At 34.3% G+C, this 17,457-nt stretch carries 18 protein-coding genes and 1 pseudogene; 8 read left to right on the top strand and 11 right to left on the bottom strand.

Features of this window, described 5'->3' with window-relative positions; genetic code table 11:
* Positions 1-22 precede the first annotated feature (22 nt).
* The 11 genes from EHC72_RS06535 to EHC72_RS06580 form a co-directional block, all read right to left on the bottom strand.
* The gene (locus tag EHC72_RS06535; protein WP_131536871.1) at positions 23-811 is read right to left on the bottom strand and encodes a hypothetical protein; all 789 of its coding nucleotides are present in this window, start codon (positions 809-811) and stop codon (positions 23-25) included.
* Complete coding sequence (locus tag EHC72_RS06540) at positions 808-1,776, bottom strand: glycosyltransferase (RefSeq protein WP_131536872.1); 969 nt, start codon at positions 1,774-1,776, stop codon at positions 808-810. Before EHC72_RS06540 ends, EHC72_RS06535 begins: the two co-directional genes overlap by 4 nt.
* A 67-nt stretch (positions 1,777-1,843) precedes the next feature.
* Positions 1,844-2,797 carry a glycosyltransferase family 2 protein gene (locus EHC72_RS06545; protein ID WP_131536873.1) on the bottom strand — a complete coding sequence of 318 codons (954 nt, stop codon included), beginning with the start codon at positions 2,795-2,797 and terminating at the stop codon, positions 1,844-1,846.
* A gap of 134 nt (positions 2,798-2,931) precedes the next feature.
* Positions 2,932-3,096: a hypothetical protein gene (locus EHC72_RS22620; protein ID WP_165585771.1), complete on the bottom strand. Its 165-nt coding sequence runs from the start codon at positions 3,094-3,096 to the stop codon at positions 2,932-2,934.
* Positions 3,097-3,102: 6 nt separating this feature from the next.
* On the bottom strand, positions 3,103-3,342 hold the full coding sequence (locus EHC72_RS23035; RefSeq protein ID WP_246029388.1) for a hypothetical protein: 240 nt from the start codon (positions 3,340-3,342) through the stop codon (positions 3,103-3,105).
* A gap of 73 nt (positions 3,343-3,415) precedes the next feature.
* Complete coding sequence (locus tag EHC72_RS06555; protein ID WP_131536874.1) at positions 3,416-3,955, bottom strand: DUF4199 domain-containing protein; 540 nt, start codon at positions 3,953-3,955, stop codon at positions 3,416-3,418.
* A 14-nt stretch (positions 3,956-3,969) separates the two neighbouring features.
* Positions 3,970-4,638, bottom strand: a complete 669-nt coding sequence (locus EHC72_RS06560) for a hypothetical protein (protein ID WP_131536875.1) — start codon at positions 4,636-4,638, stop codon at positions 3,970-3,972.
* A 50-nt stretch (positions 4,639-4,688) separates the two neighbouring features.
* A complete protein-coding gene (locus tag EHC72_RS06565; protein WP_131536876.1) occupies positions 4,689-5,948 on the bottom strand; it encodes a dihydroorotase in 1,260 nt (419 codons plus the stop codon).
* Entirely contained in the window at positions 5,945-7,984 is a 2,040-nt protein-coding gene (locus EHC72_RS06570) for a BatA domain-containing protein (protein WP_131536877.1), read from the bottom strand. Before EHC72_RS06570 ends, EHC72_RS06565 begins: the two co-directional genes overlap by 4 nt.
* A gap of 71 nt (positions 7,985-8,055) precedes the next feature.
* Positions 8,056-8,460: a hypothetical protein gene (locus EHC72_RS06575; RefSeq protein WP_131536878.1), complete on the bottom strand. Its 405-nt coding sequence runs from the start codon at positions 8,458-8,460 to the stop codon at positions 8,056-8,058.
* A gap of 18 nt (positions 8,461-8,478) precedes the next feature.
* Positions 8,479-10,041 (bottom strand): L,D-transpeptidase family protein, encoded by a 1,563-nt coding sequence (locus EHC72_RS06580; protein ID WP_131536879.1) that lies wholly within the window; start codon positions 10,039-10,041, stop codon positions 8,479-8,481.
* Positions 10,042-10,318: 277 nt separating this feature from the next.
* On the opposite strand from EHC72_RS06580, the gene hisG reads away from it, so the two are divergent.
* From hisG to hisF, 8 genes and pseudogenes are all read left to right on the top strand, one after another.
* Positions 10,319-11,170 carry an ATP phosphoribosyltransferase gene (hisG, locus tag EHC72_RS06585; RefSeq protein WP_131536880.1) on the top strand — a complete coding sequence of 284 codons (852 nt, stop codon included), beginning with the start codon at positions 10,319-10,321 and terminating at the stop codon, positions 11,168-11,170.
* A gap of 48 nt (positions 11,171-11,218) precedes the next feature.
* Positions 11,219-12,499, top strand: a complete 1,281-nt coding sequence (gene hisD, locus EHC72_RS06590; RefSeq protein WP_131536881.1) for a histidinol dehydrogenase — start codon at positions 11,219-11,221, stop codon at positions 12,497-12,499.
* A 1-nt stretch (position 12,500) separates the two neighbouring features.
* Positions 12,501-13,541 carry a histidinol-phosphate transaminase gene (gene hisC, locus EHC72_RS06595; protein WP_131536882.1) on the top strand — a complete coding sequence of 347 codons (1,041 nt, stop codon included), beginning with the start codon at positions 12,501-12,503 and terminating at the stop codon, positions 13,539-13,541.
* Positions 13,542-14,675 carry a bifunctional histidinol-phosphatase/imidazoleglycerol-phosphate dehydratase HisB gene (gene hisB / locus EHC72_RS06600; RefSeq protein ID WP_131536883.1) on the top strand — a complete coding sequence of 378 codons (1,134 nt, stop codon included), beginning with the start codon at positions 13,542-13,544 and terminating at the stop codon, positions 14,673-14,675. It abuts the gene before it with no gap.
* 182 nt (positions 14,676-14,857) lie between these two features.
* Entirely contained in the window at positions 14,858-15,451 is a 594-nt protein-coding gene (gene hisH / locus EHC72_RS06605; RefSeq protein WP_131536884.1) for an imidazole glycerol phosphate synthase subunit HisH, read from the top strand.
* Position 15,452: 1 nt separating this feature from the next.
* On the top strand, positions 15,453-16,202 hold the full coding sequence (hisA, locus tag EHC72_RS06610; RefSeq protein ID WP_131536885.1) for a 1-(5-phosphoribosyl)-5-[(5-phosphoribosylamino)methylideneamino]imidazole-4-carboxamide isomerase: 750 nt from the start codon (positions 15,453-15,455) through the stop codon (positions 16,200-16,202).
* A gap of 113 nt (positions 16,203-16,315) precedes the next feature.
* A pseudogene (locus EHC72_RS23040) lies at positions 16,316-16,648 on the top strand (endonuclease domain-containing protein); the annotation flags it as partial.
* A 9-nt stretch (positions 16,649-16,657) separates the two neighbouring features.
* Positions 16,658-17,455 (top strand): imidazole glycerol phosphate synthase subunit HisF, encoded by a 798-nt coding sequence (gene hisF, locus EHC72_RS06615; RefSeq protein ID WP_246029391.1) that lies wholly within the window; start codon positions 16,658-16,660, stop codon positions 17,453-17,455.
* Positions 17,456-17,457: the final 2 nt, after the last annotated feature.

Genomic DNA, 17,457 nt, shown 5'->3' on the forward strand with positions numbered 1-17,457 from the left:
AATGACAGAATGCCGTTTTCTACTACACTATATTATGTAAAATATCTGGATGCTCATCGCCTTTATATTCATCCATTAACTTACGGTAAACTACCGTTAAAGCTACTGACGATAAAGGAACGATGATAAATGAACTTAATATATTTACAATAAAAGCAACTAATGGCCATTGTAAATAATTTAACAAAAGATAGATCAAGTAACCACCGCCAAGAATAACCAACAGCAAAAGTATTTTAGTGAAATTCCCTTTTGTAGTGGCTAAACTTAATTTTATAGATTCGAATGGTTTTGAATTTTTGTCAATAATAAAAAACGGGAAAAAGGAAATTCTTAACCAGGTAATAAAAATGGCTATAATACCGACAGAAATGGCTACATTTTTAACAATTTCGAGATTGATACCTGTATAAATAAAAGGAAATGCAATTAGGATAACCACCAAATAAACTCCGAAAATACAACCAATAAAGTATAAGGTGGCTACTAAAAACCTGATAATTTGTTGTCTTGTAGGCAAAGTATCCACAATTTTAACATCACCTTGTTCATCATCCATTAAGTGGAAAATGTATTTAAATAAAGAAAGATTGATGGTAAAGTAGAGCATAATAAAGATAAAAACCATTAAAACACTGAGCACTTTGCTTACATCTTTAATAAAAAAGGCCATTAAACTAGAAGCACTAGCGGTAATAAACATTAAAAAACATAGCGTAGCTATAGAGAAATAATGTTTTTTAGTAATGCCCCAAGCTTTACGAATTACTTCGTTAACGGCAAATGTACTTTCTTTTAGATAACTGATCATTGTTGTTTTAGTAGCACTCTTTTAATTAAATCTTGTATAAATCCTAAACCATAAGCTGTTAATTGGATAAATGAAGATATAATGCTCAAAAATGCAACTTTTAAAGATTTATTTACTGACCAAGAGTGAAAAAATATCAACAAAAAGTAAATTAATACAAAGAAATTGCAAATAACAGCTAAAGGCCAATAAAATAGGTTACATAGTATTGTAAATGCAAAACCAACAGTAAATACCGCAGGAAAAAAATGAATCAGTTTTAATTGAGAAGGAAAATGTTTATAAATATTAATTCTTGCCCGGCCAAAAAAGTGTAATTGTTTATAGAACTGGCTAAAGCTTGTCCTCCTTTTATGGTATACTTTTGCATCAGGAATTAAGCCTATTTTAAATCCATTTTCGTGAATACGGATGCTATATTCAATATCCTCTCCCAACCTGGTTAAAATAAAACCACCAACTTTTTCCCAAACCTGACGCGAAACACCCATATTGAAACTGCGTGGATGAAATTGCCCAATGTGTTTTGCATTACCTCTAATTCCTCCCGTTGTAAATGGAGAAGTCATGGCATAACTGATTGCCTTTTGCACAGGTGTAAAACTTTCATGAGCGGCATCTGGTCCTCCGTAAGCATCTAAATGATGTTCGTACAAATAGTTTTTTACTGTTTCTAAGTAATTTGCAGGAATTAAGCAATCAGAATCGAAAATTACAAAGTAATCACCCTGCGCCTTTTCAAAACCAAAGTTTCGAGCGAAACCTTGTCCGGCATTTTCCTTAAAGAAATATTTTATATCCAGTTTATTGGTATAGCGTTGTACAATTTCTTTAGCATCATCTTTTGATCCATCTTCAATAACCAAAACTTCAAACTGCAAATAAGTTTGTTTGGTTAGGGTGTTTAATAATTCGTCAATTTCTTGAGGACGGTTATAAAGTGGAATTATAATGGAGAAAAACATTTTTTTAAGCTGAAAGCTGAAAGACCAAAGACCAAAGCGTTTTTGCTTTAAGCTTTATTCTTTCTGCTTATTTAAGTTCTTTTTCAATTAAGTATTGGTTTCTTTCAGGTGCATTACGCGATAAAAGTTCAGCAATAAAACCTGCAAGAAACATTTGTGAACCAACAATTATGGCAACCAAAGCAATATAAAATAAAGGTTGATCGGTAATTTCTCTTCTGTAAGCGATATGTGCTGCAATATGATATAATTTTTCACCGATCATCCAAACAGCGATAAAAGTTCCAATCAGGAAGCTTAGCACACCTAAAGAACCAAAAAAGTGCATTGGGCGTTTTCCAAATTTACCAACAAAGAAAATGGATAATAAATCTAAAAAACCATTTATAAATCTGCTGAAACCAAATTTAGTTGTACCGTATTTACGTGCTCTATGCTCCACAACCTGTTCGGCTATTTTGCTAAAACCTGCCCATTTTGCAATTACAGGAATATAGCGATGCATTTCTCCGTACACTTCAATAGTTTTTATTACATCGCTACGATAAGCTTTTAAACCGCAATTAAAGTCGTTTAATTCAATACCACTCATTTTACGAGTTGCGGCATTAAATAATTTTGTAGGGATGGTTTTCGTAATCGGATCGTAACGTTTCTTTTTCCAACCAGAGATAAGGTCTAATTTTTCTTCTTTAATACGACGATATAATTCAGGAATTTCATCAGGGCTATCCTGTAAATCAGCATCCATGGTAATTACAACATCACCTTGAGTGGCTTCAAAACCCACATTTAAAGCTGCAGATTTACCATAATTTCTTCGGAATTTAATTCCTTTTATGGCGTTGTTTTGTACTCGAAGGTTTTCAATAACTTCCCAGGAAGTATCCGTACTGCCGTCATCAACCAAAATAATTTCGTAACTGAAATTATTCTCGTCCATTACTTTAGCAATCCAGGCCGTTAATTCGGGCAAAGATTCATCTTCGTTATATAAGGGTACTACAACTGATATATCCATTAATCTTATTAAAATATTAGCATTGAACTATTGGGACGAATCTCAATGGTTCAAAATTTTGGCGTTAAATTAAAACGTGCAAATTTCATCAAATAAAATGATAAAACCTGCACGTTATAAATTTTTGATCTGTATTATAGTTTTATATTTTTAGCTTTTACCTTTACAATTTTCCCTCGATTGGAAAAAACTAATATACCATCATTTTTTCTTTTGAAAGCAATGAGCCTTTTGAAAGCAAGGTTAAGTCCATTTCTGATCTTTTCTCTCATTTCATTATTATTAATCTTACTATCCATTTAATATTAGATTAAATTTTGCCATATATCTTTCTCAAAGATAGTTATTTCCTTGTTTAGATTCCCCTCAGCAATAAATTGTAAATCGCTATCAGAACTATTAATAATGAGCCAATAATCAGAAACAGCTGAAAAATTATCTACATTTACAAATTCTCTACAATTCAACATCTCAGGCAAAACAGTAAATGATGCAGTTGTTTTTCCTGCACCATTACATCCAGAGATAATATAAAGGTTTGGCACCTGGTGTTATTTGAAATAAAATGATAAAACCTGCACGTTATAAATTTTATGTTTTATTATTATTTAACTTCTGTTAGTACAAAGGACGTTCCTTTTTAACGACAGCAGCTGTGATTAAACTTATAACTAAGCCAAATAAAGTATAAGTAAGTGCAGACCCAAATGCAATCATAAGCGTCATATACTTACTCATCATTTGTACTCCCTTTATAGCCTGTTCATTATCGCCAACAGCTTTAATTTGCATATCAATTATATCCTGAAGTGCAGATGGATCGATAACTTTATAATATAGAACCATTAAAATGGCAATAAATAAACCTGCGTAGGCGGCAACTTTAAAACCAGTAGAAAACGCACGACTATAAGTTACATAACCGCCTAAATCTTGCTTGTGCTTATACTGTGCATAATAAATTGCAATGATAAATGTTCCGTATGACAAAACCATTGATAGTGCTTTCTGCCAAATTGGGGCATCAATACCTTGCGCTCCCATACCGATAAGGTTAAGAATAAATATTAGTGCAAGTGTATAAAAAGCAAAAGCAATTGCAACCTGAAATGCCAATAAGTTTGGTTTCTTTTCTTCCTGGATAATTTGTTGTTCCATGATTGGGGTTTAATTTAGTTATTAATAGTTGTTATTAATGTATAAGTAGCAACATCGAACGATTTGTTACGACTAAACTGAATTAATTCTTTTGTAGTTTCGGCACTGCCCTCTACATCAAGGAAAAAAGCCATGAATGGAACAAATAACTCTTGCATTTCATCACTAATATTTAAGGTTGGTGCTGTTTTGCAAATTTCTTCAATACTGCTTTCTGCCAATTGTTGATTGCTGATTAGTTCTTCATAAATTTCAAATTCATCCTGAAACTCATCATCTTCAACCAATAAAAATTCTTTTAAGAAATCGCCCAATTCAGGATCTAAATCCTCATCATGACATTCTTTAATGTATAAAAGAAGGTTTAGCATTTCGCTACCTCTATCAATAGTTTCTTCTTCAATATTTGCCCATTCTTCACTTTCCAGATAATCATCTTCCAGCTTTTGAACATCACTTGAGAAGAAATTTACCATAAGCAGATCGAAATAAACTTCTCTTAATTCTTCAAATTTTGGGTTCGAATCAAATACCTCGTCAAAAGCACCAACTTTATCCATAAATTTTGCATCCAGTTCAAAAGCTGTAATTAATTCTGTTTCAAATGTACCTGCAGTAATAGCCGATACCTCAGCATATTTATTGATTGATGCGCTTAGCGCTTTTTTTACTCTATTGTCCATCGTTTGGATTTTTAGTATTTAAATATAATATTTTGACTTTGAAGCCGTCTTTAGTTATTAACTTGATATTGATTGTTATTATAAACCAACTTTATCTTTCCAGTTAATTCCGTTCCCAATAATGGCGAATTAGCGGATTTTGAATAATTATTGGTTGTTGTATATAACCATTTTTGATCTGCTGCAAAAACTGTAAAATTTGCCTCGGCTCCTTCTTCAATTACCGGAACGTTTAAATTTAGCAATTTACGTGGGTTAATCGCTAGCTTATCGGCAATAAGTGTAGCATCTAAACCTGCTTTTATTAGCAATGGTAAAACAGTTTGCAATGCGATGATCCCGTAATGTGCAATTTCAAATTCTACATTTTTAAACTCAATTTCTTCAGGTCTGTGTTGAGAAGTGATAGCATCAATTGTTCCATCCTTTAAGCCAGCGATTAAAGCCTTAACATCGGCCTTGCCTCTTAGTGGTGGTTTCACTTTGTAATTGCTGTCAAAATCATTTAAAAGTTCTTCGGTAAACACTAAATGATGTGCGGTTACATCGCATGTAATTTTTACGCCATCCTTTTTCGCCTTGCGGATTAATGCAACTGAACCTGCTGTAGAAATATTATTGATATGAATTTTAGTATCATTGTAGCTTGCTAAAAAAATATCACGGGCAATGTGCATTTCTTCTGCCAAAGCAGGTAAACCCTTCATCCCCAAAAGCACACTCGTTTTACTTTCGTTAACCTGAGCTTTGCCTGCAATAGATTTATTTTCGGGATAAACCATTAACAACGCATCAAAACCTTTGGCATATTGCAATGCCCTACTCATAAAGCCGTCATCCTGTAAAGCTTTGTCACCATCAGAGAAGGCAACAGCACCCGCCTGTTGCATATCAAATAATTCGGCGAGTTCTTTAGCTTCACGGTTTTGACTAATTGCACCAATCGGCAACACATCTACCAGATTATTTTTGGCTTTATTGATGATGTATTCTACTTGTGATTTTGATTGTACCACTGGACTTGCTTGTGGTAAAAGTGCCAATCCTGTAAAACCACCTGCCATTGCAGCAGCAGTAAGTGTATGTATATCTTCTTTAGTTTCGAAACCTGGATCGCCGGCTACACAGTTTAAATCAAAAAAACCAGGTGTTAAGAAAGCACCTTCAGCATCAAATACGGTTTCATTCTTTTCGGCAGTTAAATTACCAATGTTCGTAATTTTGCCATCCTTAATCCTTACATCGCTTTGTTTTTTATCAAATTTACTTTGCGAATCAATAATATTGGCATTCTTAACTAAGAGATTCATATTGTTTTTTTAGGGTTATTCAAAAATCGGATGAGCAAAATTTCTGCTGCAATAAAAATCAGCGACAAAATTAGACAAAGTTTCCATAAAGATTGTCCGATTTTGTTTTCGCCAGAAATTAATTTAACTGCATCCTTATCGGTATCAAATATTTTTAAGTTGCTTTTTCCGGTCAAATTTTCCAAATCTGCTTTACTTAAATAGTGCATATCAGATTCTGAACGGCTATTGTTAAAACTGTAAATGGTTAAAGTAGAATCGGCTTGCTTTAAATTGTAAAATCCAGGGGTTTTAATCTGATCGGCTACATAAATTAAAGTTTTTCCATTTACCTGGCGTAGCTCTGGAATGGTTTCAAAACGATCGGCAATTAATTTTAAGCTTTGATTTTTCGCTAACGTTATCTTTTTGCTTTGTAACACATTTTCTTGTCCGATGGTGTAATATAAAGGCTGTTCTAAGCCTCCACTATTTGCTAAGCGATACATTAGTGGAACAAAGACTGGATGATGCGCTAAATTACCATCTTTTGCATTTAAGCCTGTGGCACTTAAATAAACCTGACCATTACCAACATTAAATTTTGCGAAAAACAATTTATTTGCTGGTAGCTGAAGAATATTTTCTTTGCGCTGGGTATTGCTTTCTATAAATGTGAAGTATCTGTTAATTTCTGGTAAATCTAAATTTTTAGGTACCTGTTCAAATACAGTTTTAAATATTGGATGTTGCAAATCTATTTTATCCACTCTAACTGGATCTGTATTCAAAGCTTGGATTTGAGGTAATGACAAAGCACTTAAAAATGCGTTGTAATTTTTAATATCAGCATCTAAATCCGGAAATAAAACCACAGAACCACCATTATTAACATACGCTTTAATTTGCTGCGCTAAACCGGTAGAAGGATTGTTAAGTCCGTTTAAAACAATTAAGCCGTAACCAGAAAAGTTATTGTAATTTACATTGCTTTCAGCGTTTTCGGTTAATTTAAAGTAAGGATCTGCATTAAAAAGAGCTCTAATATAATTTCCATCACCTGCGCTGTTAATTGTAAGTACGGGCAAATTATTATTTACCTTAAAGCTGAAAGATAAAGTATCATCAAACGTTACAGGGAAATCTTTAATACTTATTACCCCTTTTTGCCAACCAGATTTTAGTCCTGAAAAGTTCAGCGTATCACGTTTTACCTTTCCTGCGGGAATTGTTATTGCACTTAATCCTTTTTGCTGATTATTTAAAGTAAGTTTTAGCGGAATATTTTTAGCGTCTTCTTCTGAATAATTACGAATTTGAACCACCAATTTTTCACTAGCTCCTGGCTGATGATTAGGCGAAAGCGCCCAAACACTATCTACAGCAACATTTGGTAAAGTGGTTGCGTTTAGTTTCATAAAGGCAAATTGCACCTCTGGATTAGCTTGAATAACTTTTTCATTAGAAATATTCTTCTGAAAATCGGAAATTAAAAAAGCGTACTTATTTACAGATCCTGTTAAAACGTTTTGTTGTCGGTTTATAATTTGCTGTAAATTTCTGTTAGAAGCTGAAATTTTAACATCATCCAGCGCTTGCAAAAAACCATCAGCGTTGAGTAAACGTTGGTTTTTGCCTTCAAAATCATTTGTTAAAAGCTGAAAACGATCATTTAAACCAAATCCTTTTACAAGTTCCTTTGCTCTTCTTTTTGCTTCATCAAGCAAATTGCCATCTTTATTTATGGCTTCCATGCTATAAGAATTATCAATGTAAATACTTACCGCATTATTTAAGGTAGTTGTTTTTTTATCGTTTGAAGGAATGTAAGGTTGCGCAAACGCTAAAACTAAAAATACAATGGCTAATATTCGGCAAAGCAGAATAAGCAGATTTTTAAGTTTTTCTTTTGAGGAATTTTGTTGCTCTACTTCCTTTAAAAGCTGAACATTAGAGAAATAAACTTTTTTAAATTTCCTGAAATTGAATAAATGGATAATAACCGGAATGGCAACCGCTAGTAGTGCAAAAAGAAAGCCCGGATAAAGGAAATTCATTAAAAACCAAAGATAGAAAAAATATGGAAAGTAGCGAATTTCGGATCAAACAAATCAAGATATTCCTGCAATCAATACGCAAAGCCAGGAAAAACAATATTTACGATTTTCCATTGTCCATTTTGCAATCCGAAATAAAGTTTGAAAGGCCCACTAACAATTTTCGATTGATTTTTAAGTACTGCTCTAAAACCAGCAACGCCTTCTACAAAGCCTATTCCCTTTCCTTCACCATATGTTTCAAAATTCGAATCGATAATATCGTATCTGCCACCAACATATTCATCGGATTTACCGAAAATACCTTTCAGCCTTGCAACAATAACATCCCTGCCAATTACTTTATTTCCAGGAAGGATAAAGAAATCACTCAGCTCATCAGTAATTGTTTTAGATTGCTTAAACCAGGAATTGATAAATCTAATTGCACTGTTAACAATATCGGCCTGATGATTGAATGTTGGTTTTTCCTGCATTTTGCAAATCTACGGCTTCTATCTAAATTTCTTCATAGCTACCCATAATTTATCATCCATTCCGTAAACATCAGGACGATATTGAATTTTATCATCTTGATACCAAGCAGTTATGTAAGTAATAATTAAAGGAACAGCCTTTTTAGGCCCAAACCATGCTGGTTTTAACTGAAATGCATTTAGCGTATCTGCTTTTTGAGCCATGCGTTTTTTATACCATTTGATGTGCGTACTATCAACAGGCGGCAAATCAACCTCAGCCCTCAACTTATCGTAAGTGTAAGGATCTTTTACCAACAACTCTGCAAATTGTAATGGTTTTTCAATTCGTACACAACCATGACTAATTGCACGATTGGTTAAATTGAAACCATTTTTATTATTTGTATCATGCAAATAAATACTAGAACTGTTGTCGAAAATAAACTTAAATTTCCCTAAAGCATTTCCTCCACCAGAACCTTGTTTAAATTTAAAGGGTAATTTATCTCTTGAATATTTGCTCCAGTTAATGGTATCAGGCTCATTAATTAATTTATCCTTATAGTAAACTTTAATGTTGCTGTTTGATAAATAATAAGGATCTTTTCTAGCCATCCAGTATATTTCGCTTTGTGCAATACTTACTGGAATATTCCAAATTGGATTTGCCTGAATGGAATTAATTTTGCTAAAAAGCATCGGCGTTTCGTGGTTCTTTGGTTTATCATCCAGGTTACCAGATTTAGCAAAAGCTTTCATCTTTTCTTCATACCCAGCCTCACGTTTTCCGCCTACACAAACCTTCATCGAAATTACAGTATCAAGCTTATTTAACCAGGTCAATTTAAAATCAGGAATATTAACCTGAACGTAATTATCACCCGTCTCTGGAAGCTTCCAACGGAAACGTTCCATGTTCAACAAAAGAATTCTTTTTTCGTCGTCGGCATTTGTATTTATGTATGCTTTTTGTAATGCTTTGTATTGAATGGATTTTGGCTGAACAGCGTGCAAACTATCTAAAATATTTTCAGTTTTTAACAGCCCGGTAATGGATAAACTATCTGGCCTTTTAACCTTAATATAATAACGTGAAAATATGTTACGAGGATTTACAACTCCGTAATTTAAATAGTTAAAATAATTAAGATAAGCACTCGCAGATAACAACTCTAACTTCGCAATTACCGGATAACTTTCGTCTACTTTTTTAAATTTATTAGCATTTAATTCATCCAATAAACTTTTTATTTCATCAGTTTTAAATATTTTTGGATTAAAGCCATGTGCCTTGCTGTTTTGTAAATACAGTTCAAGTGAATCTAAACCGCCATTAATGAAGAATTTCGTCACCATGTGCGGTGAAGAATTGTTGTCGGCATAAAATGCTTTCATTAATTTAGGATTCGCAAAACCGTCTGCTAAGCTATCTATTGTCTTCACAAAAACGCTATCGTAGGCTACAGTATCAAAATCCTTATAAATTTTATTTTTAAAATGCTCTGATAATACGACACCGATCTGAGGAGGTGTTTTAAACCAATTACAAGCACCAAATGTTAAAATAACAGGGATTATTAGAAAGCGAAAGTTTTTCAAGATGTACTATATTTTATGTAAAAACCGATGGTTTATGTTAAAAAAGCAATAAAGGGCAAATTAAGTGCCATAATTTTTTGTTTTATCAATTGTATCTTTATATTTGCCATCGCTTATCAGCTAAAGTATTGATACAGGCACAAATAATTTTATGAACTTAATTTTGAACCATCACTTACATTTACACCATCGCCGATAGGCGATATGATATGTTTGTTTTGTACTTCAAAACTTTTTTTCCGTAAAATAATTTCCTGTTCACTCTATATTCAATACTTTGAAAACACTCAAAATTGCTATCCAAAAATCGGGTAGGTTAAACGAAAAATCCGTAGAAATTTTAAAAAATTGTGGCTTATCTTTCGAGAACTATAAAAGCTCTTTAATATCAACTGTTACCAACTTCCCTTTGGAGATACTTTTTCTTCGGGATGATGACATTCCAGAATATGTTCAGGATGGTATTGCCGACCTTGGAATTGTTGGCGAAAATGTGATTACTGAAGCGCAGGCAGATGTAACCTATTTACAAAAATTAGGCTTCGGAAAATGCACTTTAAAAATCGCCGTTCAAGCTACAAGTAACATCCAAAAATTAGAAGAATTAAACGGCAAAGCAATCGCAACTTCTTATCCGGTTATCCTTGAAAATTTCTTAAAATCTAAAGGTATAAATTCAGACATTAGAACGATTTCCGGATCAGTAGAAATTGGTCCGGGTTTGGGTTTAAGTGATGCCATTTTTGACATTGTTTCAACTGGTGGAACTTTAAAAAGTAATGGACTAAAACCGTTCGCAGATGTGATGCAATCCGAAGCCGTTTTAATCGGAAATAAATCCATAATAGACAATCCAGAAGTTGCAGAGTTGTTGCAAAGAATTCGGTCTGTACTAAGTGCAAAATCCAATAAGTACGTGGTATTAAATGTATCAAAAGATAACTTACAAAAAGTTGTAGACTTATTGCCAGGAGTTAAAAGTCCAACCATTGTTCCACTCTTTGAACCAGACTGGGTTGCCGTTCATTCTGTAATTGCAGAAGAAGATTTCTGGGATAAAATTAACAGCCTAAAAGCAGCTGGTGCTGAAGGAATTTTAGTGATGCCAATTGAGAAAATAATCAAATAAATAGGCAAAAACACCATTAACTATTAGTTAATTTAAAAACATAAAACATTGAAAGTCTACAGTTATAAGGATTTATATAAATCAAAAATTGAATATCTGTGTTCGAGGCAAATTGAAGACGATAAATTGATCGAAGAGCGTGTTTTTTCGATCATAAATTCGGTTAAAAAAGAGGGAGACAAAGCACTCTTTAACTTCGCAAAAACATTTGACAAAGTTGATTTAGATAAATTATTTTTAGATGCAGATGCTATAAAAGAAATTGCATCTACTATCCCTGCCGAGGCAAAAAAAGCTATCGATATTGCTTATCAAAATATCAAAACCTTTCATCAGGCACAGCTTAAAGCAGAAGATAAAATAGAAACCATGCCTGGTGTAGTATGTTGGCGTGAGGCTAGAGCAATAGAAAAAGTTGGGCTTTATATTCCTGGCGGAACGGCTGTTTTGCCGAGTACTTTTTTAATGCTTGCAACACCGGCAATTATTGCGGGCTGCAAGGAAATTGTGGTATGCTCGCCGCCACAAAGTGATGGTAAAACAAACTGCTTTTTGGCCTATTGTGCGGTACTTCTTGGCATTGATAAAATATACCTGATAGGTGGCGCCCAAGCTGTAGCAGCAATGGCTTTTGGCACAGAAACCGTACCGAGAGTTTATAAGATATTTGGCCCTGGAAACCGCTATGTAACTACAGCGAAAACAATGGTTCAAAACACAATCGCAATTGATATGCCTGCAGGTCCATCGGAGGTTTTAGTGATCGCAGACGAAACTGCCATTCCGTCATTTGTTGCCGCTGATTTACTTGCACAAGCTGAACATGGAGCTGATAGTCAAGCCGTTTTAGTTTCTACTTCGAACAAAATAATAGTAGAAACGTTAAAAGAGATTGAAAAACAAATAGATAAGCTACCAAGAAAGGAAATAGCTGCAAAAGCAATAGAGAACTCTTATGCAGTGTTAGTGCCTGATTTAGAGACTGCAATGGGCTTTTCTAATGAATATGCACCCGAGCACTTAATTATAGCATCAGATAATTACCAAAGCCTTATCCCCCAAATTATTAATGCTGGATCTGTATTTGTGGGTAATTTAACCCCAGAAAGTGCTGGCGATTATGCTTCAGGAACCAATCATACCTTACCTACTAGTGGTTTTGCAAAAGCTTATTCGGGCGTTTCATTAGATGCCTTTATCAAAAAAATCACTTTCCAACACTTATCAGCTGTAGGCTTAAAAAACATTGGATCTACAGTAGAAACCCTTGCAGCTGCAGAAGGCTTGCAAGCACACAAAAATGCAATTACGATTAGATTAGAGTCATAATATGGATATTAACGATTTAGTAAGAGAAAATATAAAGAACCTACGCCCCTACTCTACGGCAAGGGATGAATTTAAAGGGCAGGCATCAGTATTTTTAGATGCAAATGAGAACAGTTATGGCTCTCCATTGCCAGCAAATTACAACCGATACCCTGATCCATTGCAACTGGATTTGAAAGATGCAATCAGCAAAATAAAAGGTGTTCCAATTGAAAATACTTTCCTTGGAAATGGTAGCGATGAAGCTATAGATTTATTGTATCGTGCCTTCTGTAATCCTGGAAAAGATAACGTAATTATCCTACCTCCAACTTACGGAATGTATGAAGTTTCTGCGAACATAAATGATGTAGAAATTCGTAAAGTAAACCTGCTTCCGAACTTCCAATTAGACCTTGAAAAAATTGCAGAAACGATCGACAAAAACACTAAAATAATTTTCATTTGTTCTCCAAATAATCCAACAGGAAATTCAATAAATAGAACCGATATTGAAACTATTTTAGCCAACTTTAAAGGCATTGTTGTGATTGATGAAGCCTACATAAATTACGCCAGACAAAAGACCTTTATTCAAGAGTTAACCGAGTACGGAAACCTAGTTGTTTTGCAAACTTTTTCTAAGGCTTGGGGGCTTGCGGCTTTACGTTTGGGCATGGCATTTTCATCAACAAAAGTGATTGATGTTTTGAATAAAATTAAGCCACCTTATAACATTAATCAAGCAACGCAAGACTTAGCTTTTGAAGCACTAAAAAACATTGCTCAAGTAAACAATTGGATCAAAGAATCAGTAGCAGAACGCGAACGTTTATCTAAAGATTTAATTGCACTTGAAATTGTAAATAAGGTGTACCCATCTGATGCAAATTTCATATTAGCAGAAGTAAAAGATGCACTAAAAATTTACGACACTTTAGTTGAAGAAGGCATCATTGTTCGCGACCGTTCTAAGGTTACACTTTGCGAAGGCTGCCTAAGAATTACCGTTGGAACTAAAGAGGAAAATGACAAATTATTAAACGTTTTAAAAAATTTATAAATGAAAAAAGTATTATTTATCGATCGTGATGGAACGTTGGATATTGAACCGGAAGATGAACAGGTAGATAGTTTTGCTAAACTACAATTTTATCCTCGGGCGTTGTACTATCTTTCTAAAATTGCATCAGAATTAGATTTCGAATTGGTGATGGTGACAAATCAGGATGGACTGGGAACACCTTCAAATCCTGAAGAAAATTTTTGGCCTATACACAATTTTATCATCAATACTTTTGAAGGTGAAGGTGTACATTTTGATGATGTAATTATTGATCGGACTTTTGCCAAAGACAATGCGCCTACTCGCAAACCTGGAACTGCGCTTTTAACAAAATACTTTGGCGAGGGATATGATTTAAAGAACTCATTTGTAATAGGCGATCGGTTAAACGATGTTGTTTTAGCTAAAAATTTAGGTGCAAAAGCTATTTTTCTTCGTCAAAATGATGCATTAGGCTCAACCGAAGCTCTAGATAAACATGAAACATTGCTGGATGTAATTATTCTGGAAACCAAAAAGTGGGAAGATATTTACAATTTGCTTAAAGGTGGAAGCAGAAAAATTAACCATGTACGCAAAACAAATGAAACGGATATAACCATTAATCTGGATTTAGACGGCACAGGAAAGGCTAAAATTGAAACTGGTTTAAACTTTTTTGACCATATGTTGGATCAAATTGCCAGACATGGAAGCGTTGATTTGGAAGTTATTGCCAAAGGCGATCTTCATATTGATGAGCACCACACCATCGAAGATACCGGAATTGCCTTGGGTGAAGCCTTTGCAAAGGGTTTAGGCAATAAATTAGGCATAGAGCGGTATGGTTTTTGCCTACCAATGGACGATTGCCTTGCGCAGGTTGCTATAGATTTTGGAGGTAGAAACTGGATTGTTTGGGATGCCGAATTTAAACGCGAAAAGGTTGGTGACATGCCCACAGAGATGTTTTACCACTTTTTTAAATCGTTTAGTGATGCCGCTAAATGTAATTTAAATATTAAGGCTGAAGGAGATAATGAGCACCATAAAATTGAAGCTATATTTAAAGCTTTTGCGAAAGCAATTAAAATGGCCATAAAGCGTGATGCCGAGAAAATGGTTTTACCAAGCACAAAAGGATTATTGTAGAGAATTTGAAAGGTTTTGATGCACAAATACTGTTAAATAAACCCGATAGCAGTGGATCCCGATTTTTCATCGGGAAAAACGAATAGCGGGATTGCAGAACCTTTGGAAAACTGACATTCGTTTTCAAATTTTATAAAAAAGTGCCTTGTTTGATACTCGACACTAAATACTTGATACTAATTATGATTGGAATAGTAAATTACGGTGCTGGCAATATTTTCTCTTTAACGGCTGCTTTAGAACGTTTGGATATTACCTATGGCATGATAAACACCGAGGCTGATTTGGGAAAATATAGCCATATCATTATTCCAGGTGTGGGCCATGCTGGTGCTGCAATGGAAAAACTTAAAGGAACAGGCTTGATTAAAGCGATTAAAAACTTAAACAAACCTGTTTTAGGAATCTGTGTGGGCATGCAATTGATTACGGAACACTCAGAAGAAGGCGATTCTGCACTTTTGGAAATCATTCCAGTAAAAACCAAAAAATTCGATAAAGCATTGAATATCAAAATCCCACACATGGGATGGAACGCAATACAACCGAATAAAAATCCGTTATTTACTGGGATTGAAAATAACGAACAATTTTACTTTGTGCACTCTTACTTTATCGAATATAACCCTACTTTTGATATTGCATCTGCCGATTATGGAATAAAATTTTCTGCAGCGATACAAAAAGACAATTTTTACGGCGTACAATTTCACCCTGAAAAATCAGGAAAAGCCGGTGAACTGATATTAAAAAATTTTTCAAACTTAAGCTTATAAAATGTACATAATACCTGCTATTGATATTTTGGATGGAAAAGTTGTCCGTCTGTGTGAAGGCGATTACAATCAGAAAACTGAATATGATGTTTCTATCGCAGAAATGATTGAAAGATACCGTTCTAATGGTACAGATTTTATTCATATTATTGATTTAAATGGTGCCAAAGGCGATTTCAGCAATCAGAAATCTCTTTTCGAAATCATTAAGAAAACTGAAATGAAAGTGCAATATGGTGGCGGAATTCGTACCATTGAGCAAGTTACCAATTTGCTTGATGCAGGGATTCACCGGGTTATTGTGGGCACACAAGCCATTACCAATCCAGATTTTTTACAAGAATTAAGTGTAGCTTTTGCTAAAAAGGATAACTATGCAAACCGAATTGTAATTGCTATTGATGTTTTGGATGAAGTAATTAAATATTCTGGTTGGATGGAAAGCTCTCCAATAAGGCTAATGGATTATGTAGATAAATGCCTTGCCCTTGGTTTTTTCCGCTTCTTATGTACCGATATTAGCAAAGATGGAAAACTTGGTGGCGCAGCGATCGAACTGTATAAAAAACTGCTTGAGCATTCTCCAATGATTAAATTAATCGCATCTGGCGGAGTAAGTTCTATGGAAGATATTTACGAATTAGCTAAGTTTCCAATTAGAAGTGTAGTGGTTGGAAAAGCGATTTACGAAGATAGAATTACCATTGAAGAAATTAAAGAATGGAATTTAAAGGCTTTGAGCTCGATATAACCCCTAATCCCCTGGAGGGGGCATTTACTGCCAAATTAAAATAGAGTTTATAAAACATGAATAGAAAAAATTCAAAGTTTCCTTTAGGAGATTTAGGAAGCGATGAACCAAATATGTTTTATGGAGCATCCAGCATTATTTTTGAAAATGCAAAACGTTTGAGAAATAATGTTACTGATGCAGAGCAAATACTATGGAATTCGATAAGTAATAAACAATTAGGCGTAAAATTTAGAAGGCAGCATCCAATATCTTTTTTCATAGCTGACTTCTATTGCCATGAAAAAAAATTGATAATTGAACTAGACGGCAGTATTCATAACTTACCTGAAGTTATTAAGAAGGATATTGAACGGCAAAAGGCTCTTGAAAAATTTGGAATAAAAGTAATCAGATTTAAGAATTTTGAACTTTACAATAATTTAAACTCGGTTTTGGAGAAAATAAAAGAAACCATGCAGGTTAACAAATTTGTATCCTCCCCTTCAGGGGGCGGGGGTCTGAGCAAAAGAATAATCCCTTGCCTAGATGTTAAGGATGGCCGTACCGTTAAGGGCGTAAACTTTGTTGATTTGCGTGATGCTGGTGATCCAGTTGAATTAGCCGCCCAATATGCTCAACAAGGTGCCGATGAATTGGTTTTTTTAGACATTACAGCTACTCATGAACGCCGTAAAACCATGATTGAAATGGTTAAATCTGTGGCCAGACAGTTAAATATTCCTTTTACCATTGGTGGCGGAATTTCTGAAATTGCCGATGCTGAAGCTTTATTAAATGCAGGAGCAGATAAAATTAGTATTAATTCGGCAGCAGTTAGAAATCCGAAATTAATTGAAGAACTAGCCAAGGCTTTTGGTGTTCAGTTTGTGGTTTTAGCAGTTGATACCAAATTTATAAATGGTAAAAATATGGTTCACTTAAATGGTGGTAGATTATTGACCGAACTGGAAACGGAAAATTGGATTAAGCAAGCTGAAGATTTGGGCGCTGGAGAAATTTTGCTAACCTCAATGGATCATGATGGTACAAAAACCGGGTTCGACTGTGGATTATTGGGCAAAATCAACAACATGATTAATATCCCAATTATTGCTTCAGGTGGAGCTGGCAATATGGACCATTTTACAGAAGTTTTTCAAAAGGCAAATGTTGATGCAGCTTTGGCGGCTTCGGTATTTCATTATGGAGAAATTTTAATTCCTGATTTAAAGCAGGAGTTGAAAAGAAATAATATTCCAGTAAGGATTTAAAT

Source organism: Pedobacter nototheniae, assembly GCF_004335085.1.
GTDB classification, from domain to species: domain Bacteria; phylum Bacteroidota; class Bacteroidia; order Sphingobacteriales; family Sphingobacteriaceae; genus Pedobacter; species Pedobacter nototheniae.

What these genes read in the sequence shown, in the direction of transcription:
- hisA (WP_131536885.1), top strand. Translation starts at nt 15,453, where the DNA reads ATGTACATAATACCTGCTATTGATATTTTGGATGGAAAAGTTGTCCGT.
- EHC72_RS22620 (WP_165585771.1), bottom strand. Translation starts at nt 3,096, where the DNA reads ATGGATAGTAAGATTAATAATAATGAAATGAGAGAAAAGATCAGAAAT.
- hisH (WP_131536884.1), top strand. Translation starts at nt 14,858, where the DNA reads ATGATTGGAATAGTAAATTACGGTGCTGGCAATATTTTCTCTTTAACG.
- hisB (WP_131536883.1), top strand. Translation starts at nt 13,542, where the DNA reads ATGAAAAAAGTATTATTTATCGATCGTGATGGAACGTTGGATATTGAA.
- EHC72_RS06545 (WP_131536873.1), bottom strand. Translation starts at nt 2,797, where the DNA reads ATGGATATATCAGTTGTAGTACCCTTATATAACGAAGATGAATCTTTG.
- hisF (WP_246029391.1), top strand. Translation starts at nt 16,658, where the DNA reads ATGCAGGTTAACAAATTTGTATCCTCCCCTTCAGGGGGCGGGGGTCTG.
- EHC72_RS06575 (WP_131536878.1), bottom strand. Translation starts at nt 8,460, where the DNA reads ATGCAGGAAAAACCAACATTCAATCATCAGGCCGATATTGTTAACAGT.
- EHC72_RS06535 (WP_131536871.1), bottom strand. Translation starts at nt 811, where the DNA reads ATGATCAGTTATCTAAAAGAAAGTACATTTGCCGTTAACGAAGTAATT.
- hisC (WP_131536882.1), top strand. Translation starts at nt 12,501, where the DNA reads ATGGATATTAACGATTTAGTAAGAGAAAATATAAAGAACCTACGCCCC.
- EHC72_RS06570 (WP_131536877.1), bottom strand. Translation starts at nt 7,984, where the DNA reads ATGAATTTCCTTTATCCGGGCTTTCTTTTTGCACTACTAGCGGTTGCC.
- EHC72_RS06540 (WP_131536872.1), bottom strand. Translation starts at nt 1,776, where the DNA reads ATGTTTTTCTCCATTATAATTCCACTTTATAACCGTCCTCAAGAAATT.
- EHC72_RS06555 (WP_131536874.1), bottom strand. Translation starts at nt 3,955, where the DNA reads ATGGAACAACAAATTATCCAGGAAGAAAAGAAACCAAACTTATTGGCA.
- EHC72_RS06565 (WP_131536876.1), bottom strand. Translation starts at nt 5,948, where the DNA reads ATGAATCTCTTAGTTAAGAATGCCAATATTATTGATTCGCAAAGTAAA.
- EHC72_RS06560 (WP_131536875.1), bottom strand. Translation starts at nt 4,638, where the DNA reads ATGGACAATAGAGTAAAAAAAGCGCTAAGCGCATCAATCAATAAATAT.